Here is a 20474-nt window from a genome sequence, read left to right on the forward strand (position 1 = left end):
TCTTACAGCGCCTTCACCAGTTCGGGCACGGCCACGAACAGGTCGGCCACGAGGCCGTAATCGGCCACCGAGAAGATCGGCGCCTCTTCGTCCTTGTTGATCGCGACGATGACCTTGGAGTCCTTCATGCCGGCCAGATGCTGGATCGCGCCCGAGATGCCCGCTGCGATGTACAGCTGCGGCGCGACGATCTTGCCGGTCTGGCCCACTTGCCAGTCGTTGGGGGCGTAGCCCGCGTCCACGGCGGCGCGGCTGGCGCCCAGGCCCGCGTTGAGCTTGTCGGCCAGCGGCGCCATCACTTCGGTGAACTTCTCGGCGCTGCCCAAGGCGCGGCCACCCGAGACGATGATCTTGGCGGCCGTCAGTTCGGGGCGTTCGCTCTTGGTGACTTCGCGGCCGACGAAGCTGCTCTTGCCGCTGTCTGCGACACCTTCAGCGGTTTCGACGGTGGCGGTGCCGCCCGTTGCTGCGGCTGCATCGAAGCCGGTCGTGCGCACGGTGATCACCTTGGTGGCGTCGCTGCTCTGCACGGTGGCAATCGCATTGCCGGCGTAGATCGGGCGCTCGAAGGTGTCGGGGCTGACCACCAGGGTGATGTCGCTGATCTGCGCCACGTCCAGCTTGGCGGCCACGCGCGGTGCGACGTTCTTGCCGTTGGCGGTCGAGGGGAACAGGATGTGGCTGTAGTTGCTGGCGATGGCCAGGACTTGAGCGGCCACGTTCTCTGCGAGGTTCTCGGCCAGGCTCGGGCTGTCGGCGGCGATGACCTTGGTGACGCCAGCGATCTGGGCAGCGGCCTTGGCAGCTTCCGCCGCATTGGCGCCGGCCACCAGCACATGCACTTCACCGCCGCAGGCCAAGGCTGCAGTCACGGTGTTGAGGGTCGCGGGCTTGACGGTCGCGTGGTCGTGTTCGGCAATAACAAGTGCGGTCATTTTTTGTTCCAAAAAATTCTGATCAGTTGAGGACAGAGCTTGCGGCTGCGCCGCTGCGGTCTGTCCCGCAATGACTTCAAATTACCTTCGCTTCGTTCTTCAGTTTGTCCACCAGCGTCGCCACATCAGGCACCCTGATGCCCGCGCCGCGCTTGGGCGGCTCGCTGACCTTCAGGGTCTTCAGGCGGGGCTTCACATCCACGCCCAGGTCTTCGGGCTTGAAGACATCGAGCTGCTTCTTCTTGGCCTTCATGATGTTGGGGAGCGTGACGTAGCGCGGCTCGTTCAGGCGCAGGTCGGTCGTGATGACGGCCGGCAGCGTGAGGGAGATGGTCTCCAGGCCGCCGTCGACTTCGCGCGTGACCGTGGCCTTGTCGCCAGCGACTTCGACCTTGGAGGCGAAGGTGGCTTGGGGCAGATCAGCGAGCGCAGCCAGCATCTGGCCGGTCTGATTGGCGTCATCGTCGATGGCCTGCTTGCCGAGGATGATGAGCTGGGGCTGTTCCTTGTCGACCAGCGCCTTGAGCAACTTGGCGACGGCCAGCGGCTGCAGCTCTTCGGTCGTTTCCACCAGGATGCCGCGGTCGGCGCCGATGGCCATCGCGGTGCGCAGGGTTTCCTGGCACTTGGCATCGCCGCACGAGACAGCGATCACTTCGGTGACCACGCCCTTCTCTTTCAGCCGAACCGCTTCTTCGACAGCGATCTCGTCGAAGGGGTTCATGCTCATCTTGACGTTGGCAATGTCCACGCCGGTGCCGTCGCTCTTCACGCGCACCTTCACGTTGTAGTCGACGACCCGTTTGACAGGCACAAGAATCTTCATGGTTGTTCCTTCAAAAAATCAGATGAGCTTCGTTCACTCGAGCTTCGCGCCCGATTGCTTGATGAGCCGTTCCCACACCGGGCGCTCCTGCTTCCAGGCGGCGGCAAAGAGTTCGGGCGAGCTGTCCTTGAGCTCGAAGCCCATGGCTGCGATGCGCTCGCGCACGTCGGGCTGCTGCGAGGCCTTGCGCACCTCGTCGGCGATGCGGTCCACGATGGGCTTGGGTGTCTTGGCGGGCACCGCGAAGGCGAGCCAGCCGGTAACGCGGTAGGCCTCGTCCTTCAGGCCCTGCTCGGCCAGCGTGGGCACATCGGGCAGCGCGGCCATGCGGCGCTCGCCGCTCACGCCGATGGCCCGCACCTTGCCTGCGTCGATGTGGGGCTTGGCCACCAGCGCGCTCGCATAGGCCATCTGGATCTGCCCGCCGATCAGGTCCTGGATCATCGGCGCCTCGCCCTTGTAGGCGACGTGGTTCATGTCGGCCTGCTGCGTAAGGCTCATGTGCGCGCCGGCCAGGTGCGGGTACGCGCCCACGCCGTAGGAACCGTAGGCGACCTTGCCCTTGTTCGCGGCCACGTACTTCAGCAGTTCCGGCGCGGTCTTGGCCGGCACGCTCGGATGCACCACCAGCACCAGCGGCCCCATCGCCACCTGGTAGACCAGCGTGAGGTCGCGCTGCGTGTCGTAGGGCAGCTTGTCGTAGAGGAACTCGTTGGTCAGCAGCGAGTTGCTGAGCGAGAACACGACGGTGTAGCCATCGGGCGCCGACTTGGCGACCGCATCGGTGCCGATGATGCCGGCCGCGCCCGGCTTGTTGTCGATGACGACCGGCTGGCCGAGGCCCGCCGACATCTTCTGGCCGAGCACGCGCGCGAGCACGTCGGTGGCGCCGCCGGCTTGGAAGGGCACGACGAGGCGGATCGGCTTGTTCGGGTAGGGCGCTTGCGCGTGGGCGGGGGCCACCGCGAACAGCGCGGCGGTCGATGCGGCTGCGGCACAGAGCAGCGCGCGGCGGTTGGAAGCTGGATGGGTCATGGTTTGTCTCTCGTTGGTTTCAGAAACTGTCTGTCGAAGTTCACTTCAGCGCGATGCGCGTCTTGAAGGGCAGCGGCGCCAGCGCCTTGTGCAGCCGCTCCTGCAGCGGTGCGGCCAGCGCACCCGCCGCGGCGGCGTCGATCTGCACATGCACCAGGCTCTCGCCTTCCGTGCTCACCGCAGGCTGTGCCGCGTCGCTCGCGCCGAGTTCGGCGCAAATCTCCCCGACCGTCGCGGCCACCACCTGCCGCGCAGCCATCGCACGCAACTCGGGCTTGTAGATCTTGCCGACGTTGGTCATCGGCATGGCGCCGATCACCGACACCCACTTGGGTTTGGCCGGTGCTTCGTCCACGCGCGCGGCAGTGAAGGCCAGCAGTTCTTCTTCGGTGGCCGAGGCGCCGGGCACGAGCGTCGCGAAGATCACGGGCAACTCGCCCGCATAGGCGTCGGGCGCGCCGACTGCGGCGCACAACTGCACCGCCGGGTGCGCGCCCAGCGCGTCCTCGATGGTCTTGGGGTCGATGTTGTGGCCGCTGCGGATGATCAGGTCCTTCGAGCGGCCGGTGAGGTTCAGGCGCTCCTCGCTGTCCATCCAGCCGAGGTCGCCGGTGGCGAGCCAGCCGTCGGCGGTAAAGGCCTTGGCGTTGTCCGCCGGGTCCACGAAACCCGAGAACACGTTGGGCGACTTGAAGAGCACCATGCCCTGCTCGCCGGGCGCCACGTCGCGGTCGCTCGCATTGCCGTTCTCGTCGAGCGCAACGATGCGGATCTGCGAGTACGGCAGGCGAAAGCCCACGCAGCCGGCAGGCCCTTCCACACCCGGCGGCGTGATGGTCGAGATGCCGGCCATCTCCGTCATGCCCAGGCTCTCGTGCACATGCAGGCCGAACATGCGCTCGAAGCGCGCGGCCAGTTCGGGCGCGAGCACGGCAGCGCCGGTGCGGCAGTAGGTGATCGATGAAATGTCCGCACCGTCCAGCGGCACGTTCGCCAGCGCCGCGAGCACCGTGGGCACGGCCGACAGCGAGGTCGGCCGGTACCTCGCGACCAACTTCCAGTAGTTGGCCAGCACCTCCTTGTTGCGCAGCAGCGAGGGCGTCGGAATGATCACCTCCACGCCCGCCGACAGTGCCGACAGCGAAGCCGGCAGCACGCCCGCCACATGGAACAGCGGATAGCCGTTGATCGAGATGCCGTTCTCGTTCATGCCCGCCAGCTGCACGCTGGCCCAGGCGGTGAACACCTGCGCGCCGTGGCTGTGGCGCGCGAGCTTGGGCGCGCCGGTGGTGCCGCCGGTATGGAAGTAGGCGGCGATGTCGGTGGGGGCGATGTCGCGGCCGCTCACGAGGCGGTCGCTTGGTTGCGCTGCGCGCAGCACATCGAACTCGGCCACGCCTTCGGGCAATGCACCTGCGGCGCCGGGCGCTTCGTCGTGCGGCGCCACGCGCAGCACCGTGGTGAGTGTCGGCACCTGGCCGTGCAGGCGCATCGCCTTCGACCACATGCCCGATTCGCTGTCCGAGCCGTAGGCGATCAGCACTTTGGCGCGTGCGGCGGTCATCAGCGCGACCAGCTTCTCATCCGTCAGCAGCGGGTTGAGCGGCTGCACGATGCCGGCCGCTTCGCCGCCCCAGAGGGCCAGGTGGTATTCGAGGCAACCGGGGAGCAGCACCGCGACCGCGTCCTGGGGCCCCACGCCCAGTGTGTGCAGCAGGTTCGCGGTCTGGTGGATGCCTGCAAGCAGTTCGGCATACGACCAGCGGATCGGCTCGTCCGCCGGGTTGCCCGTGCGCAAAAAGGTCAGCGCGGCCTTGTCGCCGAAGGCCGCGCCGGAATTGCAGAACAGCTCATAGGTGCTGCGCACCGTGAGCGCTTCTTCGAGCGGCGTCTCTTCCAGCCGCCGGATGTCGGCGAGGCCGCGCACCGGGAACAGCGGGCGGAACGGCGCACCGGCCGCATTCTTCTTGTCGTTGCCTGTTGTCATGTTGTCTCCTGGATGTCTTGCTGCCCGCCGCCGGCTGAAGACGCGGGCTCGTTGTCGCGGTTCTACTGGTTCGTGATCTTGTTGTCGCGAATGACCTTGCCCCAGCGTTCGAAGTCCTCGCGCATGCGCACGCCGGTCTGCTCGGGCGTGCGGTAGGCCGCAAAGGAGCCCACGCTCTCCAGCTTCTCCTGCACCTGCTTGTCGGCCAGGGCCGTCTTGAGCTCGGCGCTCATGCGGTCGATCACCTCCTTGGGCGTGCCGGCCGGCGCCAGCAGGCCGCCCCACGAGGTGGCGTCGAAACCGGGGAAGCCCTGCTCGGCCACCGTCTTCACGTCGGGCAACAGGCTCACGCGCTGGCCCGAGCCGACCGCGATGGCGCGCAGCTTGCCGGCCTTGACGTGCGGCAGCACGCCCACGAGGTCCGAGAACATCGCGGGCACCTGGCCACCGATCAGGTCGGTCACGGCCGGTGCGCTGCCGCGGTAGGGCACATGCTGCATGTCGAACTTGCCGATGGTCTTGAGCTGCTCGGTCGTCAGGTGGCCGAAGCTGCCGGCGCCGGCCGTCGTGTAGTTGAGCTTGCCGCCTTCGGCCTTGGCCTTGGCGATCAGGCCCTGCAGGTCGGTCACGTCGGGCAGCGACTTGGGGTTGACCACCAGCACGATCGGCAGGTCGTACACCGAGCCCACGGGCGTGAAGTTCTTGAAGATGTCGTAGCCCGTGGGGCCGTAGAGGTGCGCCGCCAGCAGCGTCGGCGTGGCCAGCATCACGAAGGTGTAGCCGTCCGGTGCGGCGCGTGCGGCGGCGGCTGCGCCCACGGTGCCCGAGGCGCCGCTGCGGTTGTCGATGACGATGTTCTGCTTGAGCGCCACCGACATCTTCTGCGCCACGATACGCGAGGCCACGTCGGTCGGGCCGCCGGGCGGGAAGGGCACGATCAGCGTGATCGGCTTGGCGGGCCAGGCTTGTGCGAAGGCAGCGCCGGTGACGAGGGGAAGGGCCAGGGCGATGAGCGCGCGGCGAAGGGGATTGCGAAGGGAGGCCATGGACTTCTATTGCTTCAGGGGATCGAAAAAAATGCGCGGGCGTCTTCTTCAGACGACGCCGCTCGATTTGAGCGCGGCCAGCTTGTCGTCCGACAGGCCGAGCAGGGACTTGAGCACCTCGTGCGTGCCTTCGCCCAGGGTGGGCGGTGCGCTGCGCACCGGCAGGCGCTCGCCGTCGAAACGGTAGGGCGGTGCCAGCACGTTGACCGTGCCGGCCACCGGGTGCGGCTGCGTGGTCACCAGGCCCGCATCGGTCGCGCGCTTCGATTGCAGCGCTTCGAGCAGGCCCAGCACTTCGCCGCATGGAATGCCGGCCTTCGTCAGCTTCGCAAGAAGGTCGGCGCGTTGCCGCTTGGCCAGCTCGGCGTGCAGCTCGGGCAGCAACGCCGCGCGGTTCGCCGACCGCAGGATGTTGGTCTTGAAGCGCTCGTCGGCCGCCAGGTCGGGCCGCTCGATCACTTCGCTGCACAAGCGCGCGAACTGCGCGTTGTTGCCCACGGTGATGACCAGCGGACCGTCGGCCGCGTCGAACACGCCGTAGGGCACGATCGACGGATGCGAGTTGCCGTAGCGCGGCGGGTCTTCGCCCATCAGCAGCGCCTCGAGGCCATAGTAGGCGGTGATCATCACGCCGCAGTCGAAGAGCGCCATCTCCACATGCCGGCCCTTGCCGGTCTTCTCGCGCTGGTAGAGCGCGGCGAGGATGGCCTGCGCCGAGTACATGCCGGTGAAGAGATCGACCACCGCCACGCCGAACTTCAGCGGCGGCTGGTTCGCTTCGCCGTTGAGCGCCATGAGGCCCGCCTCGCCCTGCACCACCAGGTCGTAGCCGGGGCGCGCGGCCTCGGGGCCGGTGCGGTCGTAGCCCGAGATCGAGCAGTAGATGAGGCCCGGCTGCTCCTTGCTCAGCTGCTCGTAGCCCAGGCCCAGCTTGTCGATGCCGCCGAACTTGAAGTTCTGGATCACCACGTCGCACTGCTTGGCCAGGTCGCGCGCGATCTGCTGGCCTTCGGGCGTCTGCAGATCGAGCGTGACCGAGCGCTTGTTGCGGTTCACGCTGTTGAAGTAGGCGGTCTCGGTGTTGCCCACGCGCAGGCCCCAGTCGCGTGTGTCGTCGCCGCGGCCGGGGTGCTCCACCTTGATCACCTCGGCGCCCATGTCAGCCAGCACCATGCCGCACCAGGGGCCCGCGAGGATGCGGGACAGATCGAGGACGCGCACGCCGGCAAGCGGCAGGGAGGAATTCAGCATTGGCATAGCGGCTCCAGGAAAACGTGAGACCGGGTTGAGGCGGAATAACAGATCCGTTCACGCTGAGCTTGGCGAAGCGCCGCGCGAGGCTTCGACAAGCTCAGCCCGAACGGTTGTTGCTTGCACCGTTCGCCCTGAGCCTGTCGAAGGGCTGTTCGCGGTGGGCGCAAGGCTTCGACAGGCTCAGCCCGAACGGTTCGGGGTTGGGGTTCGGCGAGGATGAGGCAGGTCGTCAGAGCGCGTCCTGCTTCTTGTGCCGCAGCGCGACGAAGTCCGCCTTGCGTTTGCCCAGGAACGCGCCGATGCCTTCGGCCGCTTCGGCATCGGCCTGCGACTCGACCATGTACACCGCCTCGGCTTCGAGCTGTTCCTCGAGCGTGGCGCGGTGTGCCTGGCGGCACAGCGTCTTGATGCGTGCGCTCGCGCGCTGCGGCCCGTCAGCCACCTTGGCCGCGAGCGCGATCGCTTCGGCCAGCGCGGCGCCCTTGTCGGTGAGGCGGTTGACCGCGCCCAGTGCGTGCAGGCGCTCGGCCGGCATGCGGTCGCCGGTGAGGCACATCTCGGTGAGCACCTGGCGCGAGACGAACTCCGAAAGAAAAGCGGTCGCGCCGCCGTCCGGCGTGAGGCCGACCTTGACGTAGGCCACCGTGTAGAAGGCATCGCGCGCCGACACCAGCATGTCGCAGGCCAGTGCCATCGACAGGCCCGCGCCCGCCGCGCCGCCTTCGACGGCCGCGATCACCGGCTTGCCGCAATCGCGGATCGCGCGAATCAGGTCGTGCAGGCCTTCGAGCTTTTCGCGGCGCTCCGAAGCGGGCAGCTCGCGGCGCTTGGCCAGCAGGTTGAGGTCGCCGCCCGAGCAGAAGAAATCGCCCGCGCCGGTGAAGACGATGGCGCCGACTTCGGGGTCGTTCTGCGCGTCGGTGAGCGCTGCGGAGAGTTCCGCATACAGCGTCGGCGTGATCGCGTTGCGCGCGCCGGGGTTGCTGTTGGTCAGGATGCGGACCGCGCCCTGCTGGCTGATGAGGACGGCCTTGTCCGTCATGCTGCAGTCTCCTTGCCGAGCGCGATGTAACGCTGCAGGTGATGGTCCTCGTCGCCCAACTGGTGGTCGATCATCACGAGCCGCTTGGCGTAGTGCGGCAGCGGCAGCTCCCAGGTCATCCCGATGCCGCCGTGCAGCTGGATGCTTTCTTCGGCGACCAGCGCGCCGATGCGGCCGATGCTGAACTTGGCGGCCGACAGCGCGCGCTCGCGCGCCACGCGGTCCGTGCCGTCGATGGCGGCCGCGGCATTGATCACCGCCGAGCGGGCCTGTTCGATTTCGAGCAGCACGTCGGCCATGCGGTGCTGCAGCGCCTGGAAGCTGCCGATCAGCGTGCCGAATTGCTTGCGTGTGCGCAGGTACTCCAGCGTGGCGGTCTTGGCGGCTTCCATGGCGCCCACGGCTTCGGCGCACAGTGCCAGCACGCCGCGGCCGATGGCGCGTTCGAGCGTCGCAGAGCCTTGCCCTTCAGCGCCGAGCAGTGCATCGGCGCCCAGCTTCACGCCGTCGAACGTGAGTTCGGCGACACGGCCGCCGTCGATGGCGGGGCAGCCGCGCACCGTGAGGCCGGCTGTCTTCGCGGGCACGAGGAACAGCGAGATGCCGGCTTCGTCGTCCACGTTGCCCGAGGTGCGGGCCGAAACCAGGAACAGGTCGGCCTGCTCGCCCTGCGGTACCACGGCCTTGGCGCCGTTCAGCACCCAGCCATCGCCGCTGCGCTCGGCGCGGGTGGCCACGCGCGTGCGTTCGTAGTGCGTGTCGGCTTCGTCGTGTGCGAAGGCCGCGACGGTCACGCCGTTGATGATGTCGCCGAGCTTCTCTTTCTGCGCATCGCTGCCGGCGGCGACCAGCGCTTCGCCGACCATCACCGCGCCCAGCAGCGGCTCGACCACGAGGCCGCGGCCCAGTGCCTCGAAGACCACGGCAATGTCGAAACCGCCGCCGCCGAAGCCGCCATCGGCTTCGCTGAACAGCGCACCGATCACGCCGAGTTCGGCGAACTGCTGGAAGGTTTCCTTGCTGAACCCGTGCGAGGACTTCGCGATGCGGTCGCGCGCATCGAAGGCGTACTGCTCGGCGATGAAGCGGTTCAGGCTGTCGGCGAGCATGCGCCGGTCTTCGGTGTGTTCGAAGTTCACTGCATGTCTCCTTACAGGCCCAGGATCATCTTGCTGATGATGTTCTTCTGGATTTCATTGGAGCCGCCGAAGATCGACAGCTTGCGGTTGTTGAAGTAGCGCGCTGCGGCGGCCGATGCGTAGGCGGGGCCGAAGGTCTGGCCGTCGAAACCGTCGTGCAGCGCTTCCTCGACGAAGGGCCGTCCGTACACGCCCATCGCGCGGCGGGCCAGTGAAGAAATCTCCTGGCGAATTTCCGTGCCGCGAATCTTCAGCATCGAACTCTCCGCACCCGGCACGCCGCCGCCGGCCACGGCGGCGATCACGCGCAGGTTGGTCGTCTTCATGTTCTCCAGGTCGATCTCCACGCGCGCCATGCGCGAGGCGAACGACGGGTCTTCGGCAAGCGGCTTGCCGTTCTTCGTCTGCGTGGCCGCAATGCCCTTGAGCTGTTCGAGCGCAGCCACCGAGAAGCCCACGCCCGCGATGTTCGTGCGCTCGTAGGTCAGCAGGTACTTGGCGCAGGTCCAGCCCTTGTTCTCTTCGCCGACCAGGTTCTCGGCCGGCACGCGCACGTCGGAAAAGAACACTTCGTTGACTTCATGCTCGCCGTCGAGCGTGATGATCGGGCGCACTTCGACGCCGGGCGAGGTCATGTCGATGAGCAGGAAGCTGATGCCTTCCTGCTTCTTCGCCTCGCGGTTGGTGCGCACCAGGCAGAAGACCATGTTGGCGTGCTGGCCCAGCGTGGTCCAGGTCTTCTGGCCGTTCACGATGTAGTGGTCGCCCTGTGCGTCGATGCCGCGCACCGCCGAGGTCTTCACCGCGGCGAGGTCGGAACCCGCGCCCGGTTCCGAATAGCCCTGGCACCACCAGTCGGAGCCGTCGAGGATGCGCGGCAGCCAGCGCTGCTTCTGCGCTTCGTTGCCGTACTTGATGAGCACCGGCCCCAGCATGTTCACGCCGAAGGGCACGATGCGCGGCGCAAAGGCCAGCGCGCATTCGTGTTCGAAGATGAACTTCTCCACCGCCGTCCACCCCGGGCCGCCGTACTGCTCGGGCCAATGGTTGGCGAGCCAGCCGCGTTCATTGAGGATGGCGTGCCATTCCTGCATGTCGGCCTTGCCGAGGATCTTGCCGCCGCTGACCTTGGCCGAGAGCCGCGCGGGCAGCTTGTCGGCGAGGAAGGCGCGCACTTCCGCGCGGAAGGCTTCTTCTTCGGGGGTGAAGTTCAGGTCCATCGCTGGCTCCTCAATAGATTTCGAACAGGCCCGCGGCGCCCATGCCGCCGGCGATGCACATCGTGACCACCGCGTACTTCGCGCCGCGGCGCTTGCCTTCGATGAGCACATGGCCCGTGAGGCGCGCGCCGGTCATGCCGAAGGGGTGGCCGATGGAGATGGCGCCGCCGTTCACGTTGAGCAGCTCCGACGGAATGCCCAGCTTGTCCTGGCAGTAGATCGACTGCGAGGCGAAGGCTTCGTTGAGTTCCCAGAGGCCGATGTCCTCGACCTTCAGGCCGTGGCGCGCGAGCAGCTTGGGCACCGCGAACACGGGGCCGATGCCCATCTCGTCGGGCTCGCAGCCGGCCAGCGCCAGGCCACGGAAGGCGCCCAGCGGCTTGATGTTGGCGCGCTCGGCATCCTTGGCTTCCATCAGCACGCAGGCCGACGCGCCGTCCGAGAGTTGCGAGGCGTTGCCGGCGGTCACGAACTTGTCTTCGCCCATCACCGGCTTGAGCTTGGCCAGCGCTTCGTAGGTGGTGCCACGGCGGTTGCAGTTGTCTTCGGTGGCGGTGACTTCGCGCAAGCTGACCTCCTTGGTCTCCTTGTCGGTCACGGCCATGGTGGTGGTGCAGGCGACGATCTCGTCCTTGTAGCGGCCGGCCAGTTGCGCCTCTTCGGTCTTGCGCTGGCTCTCGGCGGAGAAGCGGTCCTGCGCCTCGCGGCTGATGTTGTAGCGCTTGGCGACGATGTCGGCCGTGTCGATCATCGCCATGTAGAGGTCGGGCTTGTGCTCGACGATCCACGGGTCCAGGCTGAGGTCGCCGCCGTCACCGGGGCTGCGGCCGCGGATCTGCGAAATGCTCTCGACGCCGCCCGCGATCATGGCCGGCGCGCCGTCCACCACGATGCGGCCCGCGGCCATCGCGATGGCCTGCAAGCCCGAGGCGCAGAAGCGGTTCACCGTGGTGCCGGCGATGCTGATCGGCAGGCCCGAACGGATGATGGCCTGGCGCGCGATGTTGCGGCCGGTGGTGCCCTCGGGGTAGCCGCAGCCGAGGATCGCGTCCTCGATCAATGCCGGGTCCAGCCCCGAGCGTTCGACCGCGGCCTTGACCGCGAAGGACGCCAGCGTGGCGCCGGGGGTGATGTTGAATTCGCCGCGGTGCGCCTTGGTGAGCGGGGTGCGGGCGGTGGAAACGATGACGGCTTCGCGCATGGGGATATCTCCTTATTCGGGTTGGTTCAAGCTCGAGAAATCTGCACCGCGTTCGACCAGCTCGACCAGCAGCGGCGACGGCTTCCAGAAGATCGGGTCTTCCTTGGCGAACTCGCGGATGTCGGCCAGCACCTTCGGCAGGCCCACGGTGTCGGCGTACTTCATCGGGCCGCCGCGGTGGCGCGGAAAGCCGTAGCCGTAGAGGAAGGTCACGTCCACGTCCAGCGGGCGCAGCGCGATGCGCTGCAGCACGACGTTGGCGCCCTCGTTGACCATCGCGGCCATGTAGCGGCGGATGATTTCCTCGTGGGTGAAGGTGCGCGGCGCGATGCCTGCGCGCTCGCGTTCCGCATCGATGATCGCCAGCACTTCGGGGTCGGGCTGCCCGGTGCGCGCGCCTTCGGGGTACAGGTAGTAGCCGCGCTGCGTCTTCTGGCCGAACCAGCCGCGCTCGCAGATGCGGTCGGCGATCTGCACATAACGCGCCTCGGGGTCGCGCGTGGCGGCCTTGCGCTTGCGCGTGGCCCAGCCGATGTCGCCGCCGGCCAGGTCCGACACCTGGAACGGGCCCATCGGGTAGCCGAACTCGCGAACGGCTTCGTCGATCTGGTAGGGCGAGGCGCCGTCTTCCATCATGTGGTCGGCCGCCTGGCGGTACATCGCGAGGATGCGGTTGCCGATGAAGCCGTCGCACACGCCGGCACGCACCGGCACCTTCTTCAGCTTCTTGGCGAGCTCGAAGCCGGTGGCGACCACGTCGGCGCTCACCTTGGCGGGCACCACGATCTCCAGCAGCTTCATGATGTTGGCCGGCGAGAAGAAGTGCAGGCCCACCACGTCCTGCGGACGCTTGATGCTGGCCGCGATCTCGTCGATGTCCAGGTACGAGGTGTTGGTGGCGAGCACGGCGCCGGGCTTGCACACGCGGTCGAGTTCGGCGAACACGGCCTTCTTCACGCCCATTTCCTCGAACACGGCTTCGACCACGATGTCGACCTGCGCGAGCGCGTCGTAAGACGTGGAGCCCGAGAAGCGCGCCATGACGGCGGCCTTGGCTTCGTCGGTCATGCGGCCCTTCTTGATGAGTCCGTCGTAGACCTTTTCAACATGGGCGCGGCCGCGCGCGAGGCTGGGCTCGTCGCGCTCGATCATGGTCACCGGCAGGCCTGCATCGAGCATGGCCACCGCAATGCCCGCGCCCATGGTGCCGCCGCCGACGATGCCGGCCGATGCGAGTGCGCGCGGGCTGGCGGACTTGGTTTCGGGCGCCTTGAGCACTTCGCGCTCGGCGAAGAAGGCGTGGATCAGGCCGGCGCGCTGCGGGCTGTCGATGCACTGCATGAAGAGCTTGCGTTCCAGCGCCATGCCTTCGTCGAAGGGCAGCGAGAGCGCGCCCTCGACGGCTTCGATGATCTTCATTGGCGAGAAGAGGCCTCGGCTCTTCTTGGCCGTGTCGGCACGCGCGGCTTCGAGTGCGGCGCGGTTGGCTTCCTTGTCGGCGAGGCCGCCGGCTTCGCGCGTGCGGCGCACCGGGGCCTTGGCGGCGATCAGTTCCTGCGCGTAGGCCAGGCCTTCGGCGCGCGCGTCGGCGTCGGTGGCGAGGCGGTCGACGAGGCCGAGCGACAGCGCTTCCTTCGCGCCCGCGTGGCGGCCGCTGAGCATCAGCTCCAGCGCGGGCTTCACACCGATGAGGCGCGGCGCGCGCTGCGTGCCGCCCGAGCCGGGCAAGAGGCCCAGCGCCACTTCGGGCAGGCCCAGCTTGGCGGTGGGCGAGGCGATGCGGTAGTGCGCCGACAGCGCCACTTCGAGCCCACCGCCCAGCGCTGCGCCATGGATGGCGGCGATCACCGGCTTGGAGCAGTTCTCGATCGCAAGGCACACCTCGGGCAGCGACGGCGGCTGCGGCGTCTTGCCGAATTCGCGGATGTCGGCGCCCGCGATGAAGTTGCGGCCCGCGCCGACGATCAGCACCGCCTTCGCGCCGCTGTCGGCCTCCGCTGCGCCGATGGCGGCCACGAGGCCGCGGCGCACATCCACGCCCAGGGCATTGACGGGCGGGTTGTCGATGGTCACCACGAACACGCCGCCGTGAACGTGGGACGGCTCGAAGGTCACGGGACCGGAAGACGTGGAGGGGCTGGGGGTGCTCGAAGCGGTGGTGGCCATGTGCTTGTCTCTTGCGTTGGCGGGCCCTGCCACCATGCGCGAAATGCGCAAAGCGAGAGGGGCCCGAGGCTCTGGGGTGAACCCCGCATTCTTGGCCCGCATCGGCGCTTTGACAATTGCATAGACGGTTGACAGACTGTCAAAGAATTTTTGACACAATCGCCGCATGGACCTGCAATCGCTCACCCTGCTGGTGGAAATCCTTGACGCCGGCAACCTGAGCGCCGCCGCCCGCCGGCTCAAGATGAGCCGCGCCAACGTCAGCTACCACCTGAACCAGCTGGAGCGCTCGGTGGGCGCGCAGCTGGTGCGGCGCACCACCCGGCGCGCCGAGCCCACCGAAATCGGCCTGCGGCTCTACCAGCACGGCGTGGCCATCCAGACCGAACTGCTGGCCGCGCGCGAATCGGTCACCACGCTGGGCGAGGGCCTGCAGGGCCGCGTGCGGCTCAGCGTGCCCAGCGGCTACGGGCAGCTGGTCATGGCCGACTGGCTGATCGACTTCAAGCGCCAGTACCCCGGCATCGTGCTGGACGTGGTGTTCGAGAACCGCATCGAAGACCTGCTGCGCGACGAGGTCGACATCGCAGTGCGCGTGATTCCCGAGCCGCCGCAGAACCTGGTGGCGCGTGCCCTCGGGCCGGTGCGCTACGTGGCGTGCGCCTCGCGCGACTACGCGCAAAAGCATCCGCTGCCGGTGCAGCTCGACGAACTGCAGGGCGCGCCGGTGGTCACCGCCGCGGTCATCGGCCGGCAACTGCGCGTGTCGGCCTATCAAGGGGAAACCCGGCGCGAGGTGATCCTGGAGCCGACGCTGATTTCAGAAAACTTCTTGTTCCTGCGCCAGGCCGTTCTGGCCGGCCTCGGCATCGGCCTGGTGCCCGACTACGTGGTGCAGGAAGACGTGCGCAAGGGCGATGTGCTGACCACGCTGGACGACTGGCGCCTTTCCATCTTCGGCACGCAGATGTTCATGCTCTACATGCCCAACCGGCAGCACACGCGGGCGATCCGCACCTTCATCGACTTCATCCTCGAGCGGGTGCGGGCACCCGGCGCGGAAGCTGTCGCTCAGTCGCAGCGGTAGGTCACTTCGCTGTCGGGCGCGCGTGCCGCGGCCTTCGGGTCGAGGTAGCGCAGCGGCGCACCGAAATTGCGGCAGTAGGCCTCGGCATCCTGGGCGGTGGGCGACTTGAACACGCCGTCGCCGAGCCAGGTGACGCGGGGCACCGGCCGGGACGAGGCGCACCCCGCGACGGCCACCAGGGCGGCCGGAAGAAGGGCGAAGAGAGCGAGGGAGCGGCGCATCGAGGGATGCACATCGGGGGATGCGCACTGTGGGTGAAAAAGGAAGCCGCGACTTTAGCGGCTGTAGAGACCGACCACGCTTTGCCCGCCCAATGCGTGGCCCTTGAGCGCCGCGAGCAGCGCATCGCGCGTGAGCCCGGCCGGCAGCGCGCCCGGCGCCAGGTCGGAGGCCACCACCGTCAGCACGTAGTGGTGCGGATGGTCGCCGGCCGGCGGGCACATGCCCCGGTAGGCGGCCGCGCCCGCCACGTTCACGCCCACGGTGAAGCCACCTGTCTCGTTCGCCTTGAGCTGGCCGCGCTCGGCGGGGATGTTGTAGGCCACCCAGTGCGAGACGCCCAGGCCCAGCCCGCCGTCGGGGTCCGACATCAGCACGGCGACCGACCGGGTCTTGGCCGGCAGCTGCGTCCAGGCCACGGGCATGGAGACGTTCTTGCCGCCGCAGTCGCCCACGTTGGCGTACTCGGCCGGGATCAGGCCGTTGTCTGCGAAGGCGGTCGAAGTGACCTTCATGCCGGTGGGTGCCTTGCCGCCGGGCGCGGGGGCCATGGCGCCGCAGCCGGCCAGCAGGGCAGCGAAGGCGATGGTCGAGATTGAAAGGGTGCCGAGGCGAAGGGAGTTCATGCGTTTTCCTGGGTGGGTTGTGGTGGTCAATCGGTGAGCCAGACGCTGCCGTCCGCATCCTCGCGCAGCGCCAGTGGTGTCAGCCGCGCGCCGCGGCAGGGTCCGCCGACGCACTTGCCCGTGTCCGGCTCGAAGATCGCGCCGTGCCGCGCGCACATCAAAAAGCGGCCCGAGCTTTCGAGCACCTGGCCTTCGAAATCGAGCGGGCCGCCCGCGTGCGGGCACTGGTTCAGGTAGCCGTAGACGCCGCCGCTCCAGCGCACGGCAAAGGCCGGTGTGCCGTCGGGCATGGTGAAGGTGGCGGCCAAGCCGCCCTCGGCGAGGTGGGTGGAGATCGGGCGGCGGTCCGCGGTGTCGCGCGAGAGGGAAGGGGGAAACGTCATCTGCGGGCGAGCGTAGCCCAGGGATCGTCCGCTGGGCAATTCGCCGCGGCAAGCTCGCGGCTTTCTCCGACAAGGGCTTCTTTGAAACTGTATATTCATACAGTCTTTCCAACTCAAAGGCGCCCGTGGACCTCCAGCGCAAACTCGCCATCCTTGCGGACGCCGCCAAGTACGACGCTTCCTGCGCGTCCAGCGGCTCGCAAAAGCGCGACTCGCTCGGCGGTCGCGGCATCGGCTCGACCGAGGGCTCGGGCATCTGCCACAGCTACGCGCCCGACGGCCGCTGCATCTCGCTGCTGAAGGTGCTGCTCACCAACCACTGCCAGTACGACTGCCTCTATTGCGTCAACCGCGCATCGAGCAACGTGCCGCGCGCGCGTTTTCGCGTCGAAGAGGTGGTGCAGCTCACGCTCGATTTCTACCGCCGCAACTGCATCGAGGGGCTGTTCCTGTCCAGCGGCATCATCAAGTCGCCCGACCACACGATGGAGCAGGTGATCGAGGTGGCGCGCCAGCTGCGCGAAGACCACGACTTTCGCGGCTACATCCACCTCAAGACCATTCCCGACGCGAGCGACGAGCTCATTGCGCGCGCCGGCCGTTACGCCGACCGGCTCAGCATCAACGTCGAGATGCCCACCACCGAAGGCCTGCAGGCGCTGGCGCCCGAAAAGGACGAGAGCGCGATCCGGCGTTCGATGGCGCGGCTGCGGCTGCGCATCGACGACACGCGCGAAGAAGCGCGCCGCGTGGTGCCTATACGCGCACTGCCCGGCGCAGCGCCCACCGCCGCCAAGCCGCCGCCGTTCGCGCCCGCGGGCCAGAGCACGCAGATGATCGTGGGCGCGGATGCCACCGACGACCGCCGCATCCTCGCCTCCAGCGCCACGCTCTACGGCGCCTACAAGCTCAAGCGCGTGTATTACTCGGCCTTCAGCCCCATCCCCGATGCGGCACGTGCGCTGCCCTTGGTCGCGCCGCCACTGATGCGCGAGCACCGGCTCTACCAGGCCGACTGGCTCATGCGCTTCTACGGCTTCGAGCACCAGGAAATCGTCGCCGCGCCCGACGGCCTGCTGCGGCTCGATGTGGACCCCAAGCTCGCCTGGGCGCTCGCGCATGCCGAGCGCTTTCCGGTCGATTTGAACCATGCGCCGCGCGAGATGCTGCTGCGCGTGCCGGGCCTGGGCGTGAAGGCGGTCGAGCGGCTGCTGCAGGCGCGGCGCGTGCGCCGGGTGCGCGCCGACGACCTGCGGCGGCTGCATGTGCCCGCGCGCAAGGTGCTGCCGTTCGTGGTGGCCGACGGGCACCGGCCGGCGGCGGGCGCCATGGCTGCGTCGGCGCCCGCCGTGCAACCTCCGCAAGCGGCACAGGCCTCGCTGTTCTGAGGGTGTCCACGATGCATGTGCGGCTGGACGACCCCATCGATCTCGACGCCTTCCGCCGCCACGCAAGGCAGTTGCTGGCTGCGAGCGTGCCGCCGGATCGTGTCGAGTGGAACGGCGAGCGGCCGGGCGAGGGCGCGGCCGATCTTTTCGGCGAGCCGGACGATGCCGCACCGCCGACCGCACTGCCTGCTGCCGGCGCGCGGCACGCCGTGCCCGCATCCTTCGTCGCGCTCTGCGGCGACGTGATCCTGCACCGTGCCCCGCAACGCTTCGCGCTCATGTACCGGCTGCTCTGGCGCCTCGCGCACGAGCCTGCGCTGCGGCACGACCCGCTGGACGCCGACATGATGCAGGCCCAGCTGATGGCCAAGGCCGTGCACCGCGACATCCACAAGATGCGCGCCTTCGTGCGCTTCACCCAGGTGATTGGCGACGACGGGCTCGAGCGCCACGTCGCGTGGTTCGAGCCCGACCACCACATCGTCGAAGCCAACGCGCCCTTCTTCGCGCGCCGCTTCGCGCAGATGCGCTGGGCCATCCTCACGCCCGAGCGCTGCGTCGAGTGGAACGGCGAAGCGCTGGCCTTCCGCGACGGCGCCGACCGCCGCGAAAAGCCGCCGCCCGATGCCGGCGAGCAGCTCTGGCTCACCTACTACGAACACATCTTCAACCCCGCGCGCCTGAAGGTCGCGATGATGCGGCGCGAAATGCCGCGCCGCTACTGGCACAACCTGCCCGAGGCCGCGCTGATCCAGCCGCTGACCGACGCGGCCGAGGCGCGCAGCCAGTCGATGATCGAGGCGCCGCCCACCGTGGCTCGCCGCATCCGCGCGCCCATCGCGCTGCACTTGAAACCGGCGGCGGGCGTGGCCCCCGCCGACCTGGCCGAGTTGCGTGCGGCAACGCATGCCTGCCGCGATTGCCCCATCGGCGCGCTCGCCACCCAGGCCGTCTGCGGCGAGGGGCCGCTGGCACCGCAACACATGCTGGTCGGCGAACAGCCCGGCGACCAGGAGGACCTGACCGGCCGCCCCTTCGTCGGCCCGGCCGGCCAGTTGCTCGACCGCGCGATGGCGCAACTGGGCTGGGCGCGCGACACCGTGTACCTGGCCAACGCCGTCAAGCATTTCAAGTACGAGCTGCGCGGCAAGCGGCGCATCCACAAGACGGCGGCGCAGCGCGAGGCGCTGGCCTGCGCGCACTGGCTGGAAAGCGAGATCTCGCTGGTCCGACCGCAGGGGTTGGTGGCGCTGGGCGCGACGGCCGCGCGCGCCTTGCTCGGGCGGCCGGTGGCCGTGCAGGCCGAGCGCGGCGAATGGCTGCATGAACGCGCCGATGGCAAGCCGGTGTTCGTGACCCTGCATCCGTCTGCGCTGCTGCGGCTTGCGGACGGCGAGCGCGCCGCAGCCTACGCCCAATGGCTGGGCGACCTCGAACGCGCGCGCGGCACGGTTTCTGCTGCAATCGCGGCATGAACGCTGAACTTCCCCTTGCCGCGCCGCTGGTTGCGCAACCGCTCTCACCGACCGCGTTCGCGCCTTACGGCACGGTGATCGAGGTGCCCGCCGGCGAGGGCCGGTCGATCAACGGCGGCAACGCACGGCGCTTCGACCTCGTCGGCGACTTGCAGCTCGATGCCGACGGCGGCCGGCCCATGCTCGCGCTGTTCCGCGCGCAGGCGCGAAGCTTTCCGCACGAGGTATCGGAGATGGAGCGGCATGCGCTGGGCAGCCAGACTTTCGTGCCCCTCGGCGAGCGTCGCTTCGTGATCGTGGTGGCGCGGGCTGGCGACGCGCCTGCGTCGGCCGGTGATCTCGCTGCCTTCATCACCAATGGCCATCAAGGCGTGGTGCTCGCGCCGGGTACCTGGCACCACGCGCTGTTGGCGGTCGATGCGGGGGACTTCGTGGTGATCGAGCGTGCAGCAGACGGCGTCGATTGCGATGTGTGCTGGCTGCAGACGCCGGCCCGCGTCGTGACTGCGGCGTCGAACTGATCAGACCGGCCGCAACTGCTCCGCGAGCGAGCGCGTCTTCTCGGTGACCGTGCTCCCGGTGTGCAGCGTGGTCTTGCGCTCGATCAGCATCAGGTGGCATTCCTCGTCGGCCACGGGGTTGTGCCGCACGCCCTTGGGCACCACGAACATCTCACCTTCGCCGAGCTCCACGGGGCCGGCTTCCATCTCGATGCGCAGGCGCCCCTTGAGCACCATGAACAGCTCGTCCTCGTCGTCATGGCTGTGCCAGGCGAGCGAGCCATGGACCTTGGCGACCTTGATGTAGGCGTCATCGACTTCGGCGACGACGCGCGGCGACCAGAACTCGGTGAGCGAGGCGGCGATTTCCTTGGGGGTGCTGACTTGGTTGTTGTCGGACATGGGATTCCTGTGGCTGTTCGCGGCGTGAGGTACGCGGATTGGCTATGTGACCGTTTCCCGAAAAGGCTCTGCCGTGATCTGGAATGCGTCTTCGTAGACGATATACCCAGGCCGTTCCGTTTGCAGTGTGTCGACGGCGATGCCATGCGCTTCCAGGATCTGAATCAGCTCGTGCATCTTCGAGATGTGTTCGACCGCAGTGTCCTTGAACCAGCTCAGTGCCACTTTCTTTGCGTGTGGCTTGGGCGACCTAGTGAAGCTGCGGGGCTTTCGGAGGTGCTTTCGAAACCACTCGTAGGTTTCGTCGTACTGCGCCTGCTCGTGCGCGAGCAGAACGCCCTCATCTTCGAGAGCGAACAACGCCTGGAAGAGACCTTGCCGACGGCCCGAGTCCTGGTCGTTCCTGTGGATAACGAAGCGTATGAGCATGGGTGCGGCGCATCGCATCCAGCCTGACCGCGAGGCGGCAAGGACTTCCACGGCGCAGGGCCACGATGTGTTGCGAGAGTGTCGACTTCGACATCTGCCGTCCGTTTGTGTCTG

Annotated in this window: 20 protein-coding genes; 4 read left to right on the plus strand and 16 right to left on the minus strand. The window is 68.0% G+C overall.

The features are described from left to right. Nucleotides 1-2: 2 nt before the first annotated feature. From ABIC90_RS13285 to ABIC90_RS13335, 11 genes are all read right to left on the minus strand, one after another. The gene (locus ABIC90_RS13285; RefSeq protein WP_354354587.1) at nt 3-935 is read right to left on the minus strand and encodes an electron transfer flavoprotein subunit alpha/FixB family protein; all 933 of its coding nucleotides are present in this window, start codon (nt 933-935) and stop codon (nt 3-5) included. Nucleotides 936-1011: 76 nt separating this feature from the next. Further along, nucleotides 1012-1761: an electron transfer flavoprotein subunit beta/FixA family protein gene (locus ABIC90_RS13290; protein WP_354354588.1), complete on the minus strand. Its 750-nt coding sequence runs from the start codon at nt 1759-1761 to the stop codon at nt 1012-1014. Nucleotides 1762-1794: 33 nt separating this feature from the next. Beyond that, nucleotides 1795-2796 carry a Bug family tripartite tricarboxylate transporter substrate binding protein gene (locus ABIC90_RS13295; RefSeq protein ID WP_354354589.1) on the minus strand — a complete coding sequence of 334 codons (1002 nt, stop codon included), beginning with the start codon at nt 2794-2796 and terminating at the stop codon, nt 1795-1797. A gap of 40 nt (nt 2797-2836) precedes the next feature. Next, nucleotides 2837-4783, minus strand: coding sequence for an acyl-CoA synthetase (locus ABIC90_RS13300; RefSeq protein WP_354354590.1), 1947 nt, complete (start codon nt 4781-4783; stop codon nt 2837-2839). A 62-nt stretch (nt 4784-4845) separates the two neighbouring features. Continuing rightward, a complete protein-coding gene (locus ABIC90_RS13305; RefSeq protein ID WP_354354591.1) occupies nt 4846-5829 on the minus strand; it encodes a Bug family tripartite tricarboxylate transporter substrate binding protein in 984 nt (327 codons plus the stop codon). 48 nt (nt 5830-5877) lie between these two features. After that, nucleotides 5878-7080 (minus strand): CaiB/BaiF CoA transferase family protein, encoded by a 1203-nt coding sequence (locus ABIC90_RS13310; RefSeq protein ID WP_436318208.1) that lies wholly within the window; start codon nt 7078-7080, stop codon nt 5878-5880. A 232-nt stretch (nt 7081-7312) separates the two neighbouring features. Continuing rightward, entirely contained in the window at nt 7313-8125 is an 813-nt protein-coding gene (locus ABIC90_RS13315) for an oxepin-CoA hydrolase, alternative type (RefSeq protein WP_354354593.1), read from the minus strand. Then, entirely contained in the window at nt 8122-9264 is a 1143-nt protein-coding gene (locus tag ABIC90_RS13320; protein WP_354354594.1) for an acyl-CoA dehydrogenase family protein, read from the minus strand. Before ABIC90_RS13320 ends, ABIC90_RS13315 begins: the two co-directional genes overlap by 4 nt. A gap of 11 nt (nt 9265-9275) precedes the next feature. Then, a complete protein-coding gene (locus tag ABIC90_RS13325; protein ID WP_354354595.1) occupies nt 9276-10484 on the minus strand; it encodes an acyl-CoA dehydrogenase family protein in 1209 nt (402 codons plus the stop codon). A 10-nt stretch (nt 10485-10494) separates the two neighbouring features. Next, a complete protein-coding gene (locus tag ABIC90_RS13330) occupies nt 10495-11685 on the minus strand; it encodes an acetyl-CoA C-acyltransferase (protein ID WP_354354596.1) in 1191 nt (396 codons plus the stop codon). A gap of 12 nt (nt 11686-11697) precedes the next feature. Then, entirely contained in the window at nt 11698-13851 is a 2154-nt protein-coding gene (locus tag ABIC90_RS13335; RefSeq protein WP_354354597.1) for a 3-hydroxyacyl-CoA dehydrogenase NAD-binding domain-containing protein, read from the minus strand. Nucleotides 13852-14017: 166 nt separating this feature from the next. Here ABIC90_RS13335 and ABIC90_RS13340 point away from each other — a divergent pair, with 166 nt between their 5' ends. Further along, nucleotides 14018-14938 carry a LysR family transcriptional regulator gene (locus tag ABIC90_RS13340; RefSeq protein ID WP_354354598.1) on the plus strand — a complete coding sequence of 307 codons (921 nt, stop codon included), beginning with the start codon at nt 14018-14020 and terminating at the stop codon, nt 14936-14938. On the opposite strand, the gene ABIC90_RS13345 is transcribed toward ABIC90_RS13340, so the two are convergent. Genes ABIC90_RS13345 through ABIC90_RS13355 form a run of 3 tightly spaced genes read right to left on the minus strand, consistent with a single transcriptional unit; the run spans nt 14923 to nt 16166 of the window. Next, nucleotides 14923-15159, minus strand: a complete 237-nt coding sequence (locus ABIC90_RS13345) for a hypothetical protein (RefSeq protein WP_354354599.1) — start codon at nt 15157-15159, stop codon at nt 14923-14925. The genes ABIC90_RS13340 and ABIC90_RS13345 overlap by 16 nt on opposite strands. 54 nt (nt 15160-15213) lie before the next feature. Beyond that, the gene (locus ABIC90_RS13350; RefSeq protein ID WP_354354600.1) at nt 15214-15783 is read right to left on the minus strand and encodes a YbhB/YbcL family Raf kinase inhibitor-like protein; all 570 of its coding nucleotides are present in this window, start codon (nt 15781-15783) and stop codon (nt 15214-15216) included. 26 nt (nt 15784-15809) lie between these two features. Continuing rightward, entirely contained in the window at nt 15810-16166 is a 357-nt protein-coding gene (locus ABIC90_RS13355) for a Rieske (2Fe-2S) protein (RefSeq protein WP_354354601.1), read from the minus strand. Between the two features lie 125 nt (nt 16167-16291). On the opposite strand from ABIC90_RS13355, the gene ABIC90_RS13360 reads away from it, so the two are divergent. The 3 genes from ABIC90_RS13360 to ABIC90_RS13370 are packed head-to-tail and all read left to right on the plus strand — an operon-like array spanning nt 16292 to nt 19550. Next, nucleotides 16292-17554 (plus strand): putative DNA modification/repair radical SAM protein, encoded by a 1263-nt coding sequence (locus ABIC90_RS13360; RefSeq protein ID WP_354354602.1) that lies wholly within the window; start codon nt 16292-16294, stop codon nt 17552-17554. Nucleotides 17555-17565: 11 nt separating this feature from the next. Then, the gene (locus tag ABIC90_RS13365; RefSeq protein WP_354354755.1) at nt 17566-19029 is read left to right on the plus strand and encodes a UdgX family uracil-DNA binding protein; all 1464 of its coding nucleotides are present in this window, start codon (nt 17566-17568) and stop codon (nt 19027-19029) included. Then, nucleotides 19026-19550, plus strand: a complete 525-nt coding sequence (locus tag ABIC90_RS13370; protein WP_354354603.1) for an ureidoglycolate lyase — start codon at nt 19026-19028, stop codon at nt 19548-19550. Before ABIC90_RS13365 ends, ABIC90_RS13370 begins: the two co-directional genes overlap by 4 nt. Here ABIC90_RS13370 and ABIC90_RS13375 read toward each other — a convergent pair whose 3' ends face one another. Together ABIC90_RS13375 and ABIC90_RS13380 are read right to left on the minus strand one after the other, a co-directional pair. After that, complete coding sequence (locus ABIC90_RS13375) at nt 19551-19931, minus strand: cupin domain-containing protein (protein ID WP_354354604.1); 381 nt, start codon at nt 19929-19931, stop codon at nt 19551-19553. It lies immediately after the preceding gene. A 42-nt stretch (nt 19932-19973) separates the two neighbouring features. Beyond that, the gene (locus tag ABIC90_RS13380; RefSeq protein ID WP_354354605.1) at nt 19974-20411 is read right to left on the minus strand and encodes a hypothetical protein; all 438 of its coding nucleotides are present in this window, start codon (nt 20409-20411) and stop codon (nt 19974-19976) included. Nucleotides 20412-20474 lie beyond the last annotated feature (63 nt).

Origin of the sequence: Variovorax boronicumulans (assembly GCF_040544675.1) — a bacterium.
Classification (GTDB): domain Bacteria; phylum Pseudomonadota; class Gammaproteobacteria; order Burkholderiales; family Burkholderiaceae_C; genus Variovorax; species Variovorax boronicumulans_D.

Excerpts from the sequence above, each read along its gene's own strand:
- ABIC90_RS13285 (WP_354354587.1), bottom strand. The coding sequence starts at position 935 with ATGACCGCACTTGTTATTGCCGAACACGACCACGCGACCGTCAAGCCC.
- ABIC90_RS13290 (WP_354354588.1), bottom strand. The coding sequence starts at position 1,761 with ATGAAGATTCTTGTGCCTGTCAAACGGGTCGTCGACTACAACGTGAAG.
- ABIC90_RS13295 (WP_354354589.1), bottom strand. The coding sequence starts at position 2,796 with ATGACCCATCCAGCTTCCAACCGCCGCGCGCTGCTCTGTGCCGCAGCC.
- ABIC90_RS13300 (WP_354354590.1), bottom strand. The coding sequence starts at position 4,783 with ATGACAACAGGCAACGACAAGAAGAATGCGGCCGGTGCGCCGTTCCGC.
- ABIC90_RS13305 (WP_354354591.1), bottom strand. The coding sequence starts at position 5,829 with ATGGCCTCCCTTCGCAATCCCCTTCGCCGCGCGCTCATCGCCCTGGCC.
- ABIC90_RS13310 (WP_436318208.1), bottom strand. The coding sequence starts at position 7,080 with ATGCTGAATTCCTCCCTGCCGCTTGCCGGCGTGCGCGTCCTCGATCTG.
- ABIC90_RS13315 (WP_354354593.1), bottom strand. The coding sequence starts at position 8,125 with ATGACGGACAAGGCCGTCCTCATCAGCCAGCAGGGCGCGGTCCGCATC.
- ABIC90_RS13325 (WP_354354595.1), bottom strand. The coding sequence starts at position 10,484 with ATGGACCTGAACTTCACCCCCGAAGAAGAAGCCTTCCGCGCGGAAGTG.
- ABIC90_RS13330 (WP_354354596.1), bottom strand. The coding sequence starts at position 11,685 with ATGCGCGAAGCCGTCATCGTTTCCACCGCCCGCACCCCGCTCACCAAG.
- ABIC90_RS13335 (WP_354354597.1), bottom strand. The coding sequence starts at position 13,851 with ATGGCCACCACCGCTTCGAGCACCCCCAGCCCCTCCACGTCTTCCGGT.
- ABIC90_RS13340 (WP_354354598.1), top strand. The coding sequence starts at position 14,018 with ATGGACCTGCAATCGCTCACCCTGCTGGTGGAAATCCTTGACGCCGGC.
- ABIC90_RS13345 (WP_354354599.1), bottom strand. The coding sequence starts at position 15,159 with ATGCGCCGCTCCCTCGCTCTCTTCGCCCTTCTTCCGGCCGCCCTGGTG.
- ABIC90_RS13350 (WP_354354600.1), bottom strand. The coding sequence starts at position 15,783 with ATGAACTCCCTTCGCCTCGGCACCCTTTCAATCTCGACCATCGCCTTC.
- ABIC90_RS13355 (WP_354354601.1), bottom strand. The coding sequence starts at position 16,166 with ATGACGTTTCCCCCTTCCCTCTCGCGCGACACCGCGGACCGCCGCCCG.
- ABIC90_RS13365 (WP_354354755.1), top strand. The coding sequence starts at position 17,566 with ATGCATGTGCGGCTGGACGACCCCATCGATCTCGACGCCTTCCGCCGC.
- ABIC90_RS13370 (WP_354354603.1), top strand. The coding sequence starts at position 19,026 with ATGAACGCTGAACTTCCCCTTGCCGCGCCGCTGGTTGCGCAACCGCTC.
- ABIC90_RS13375 (WP_354354604.1), bottom strand. The coding sequence starts at position 19,931 with ATGTCCGACAACAACCAAGTCAGCACCCCCAAGGAAATCGCCGCCTCG.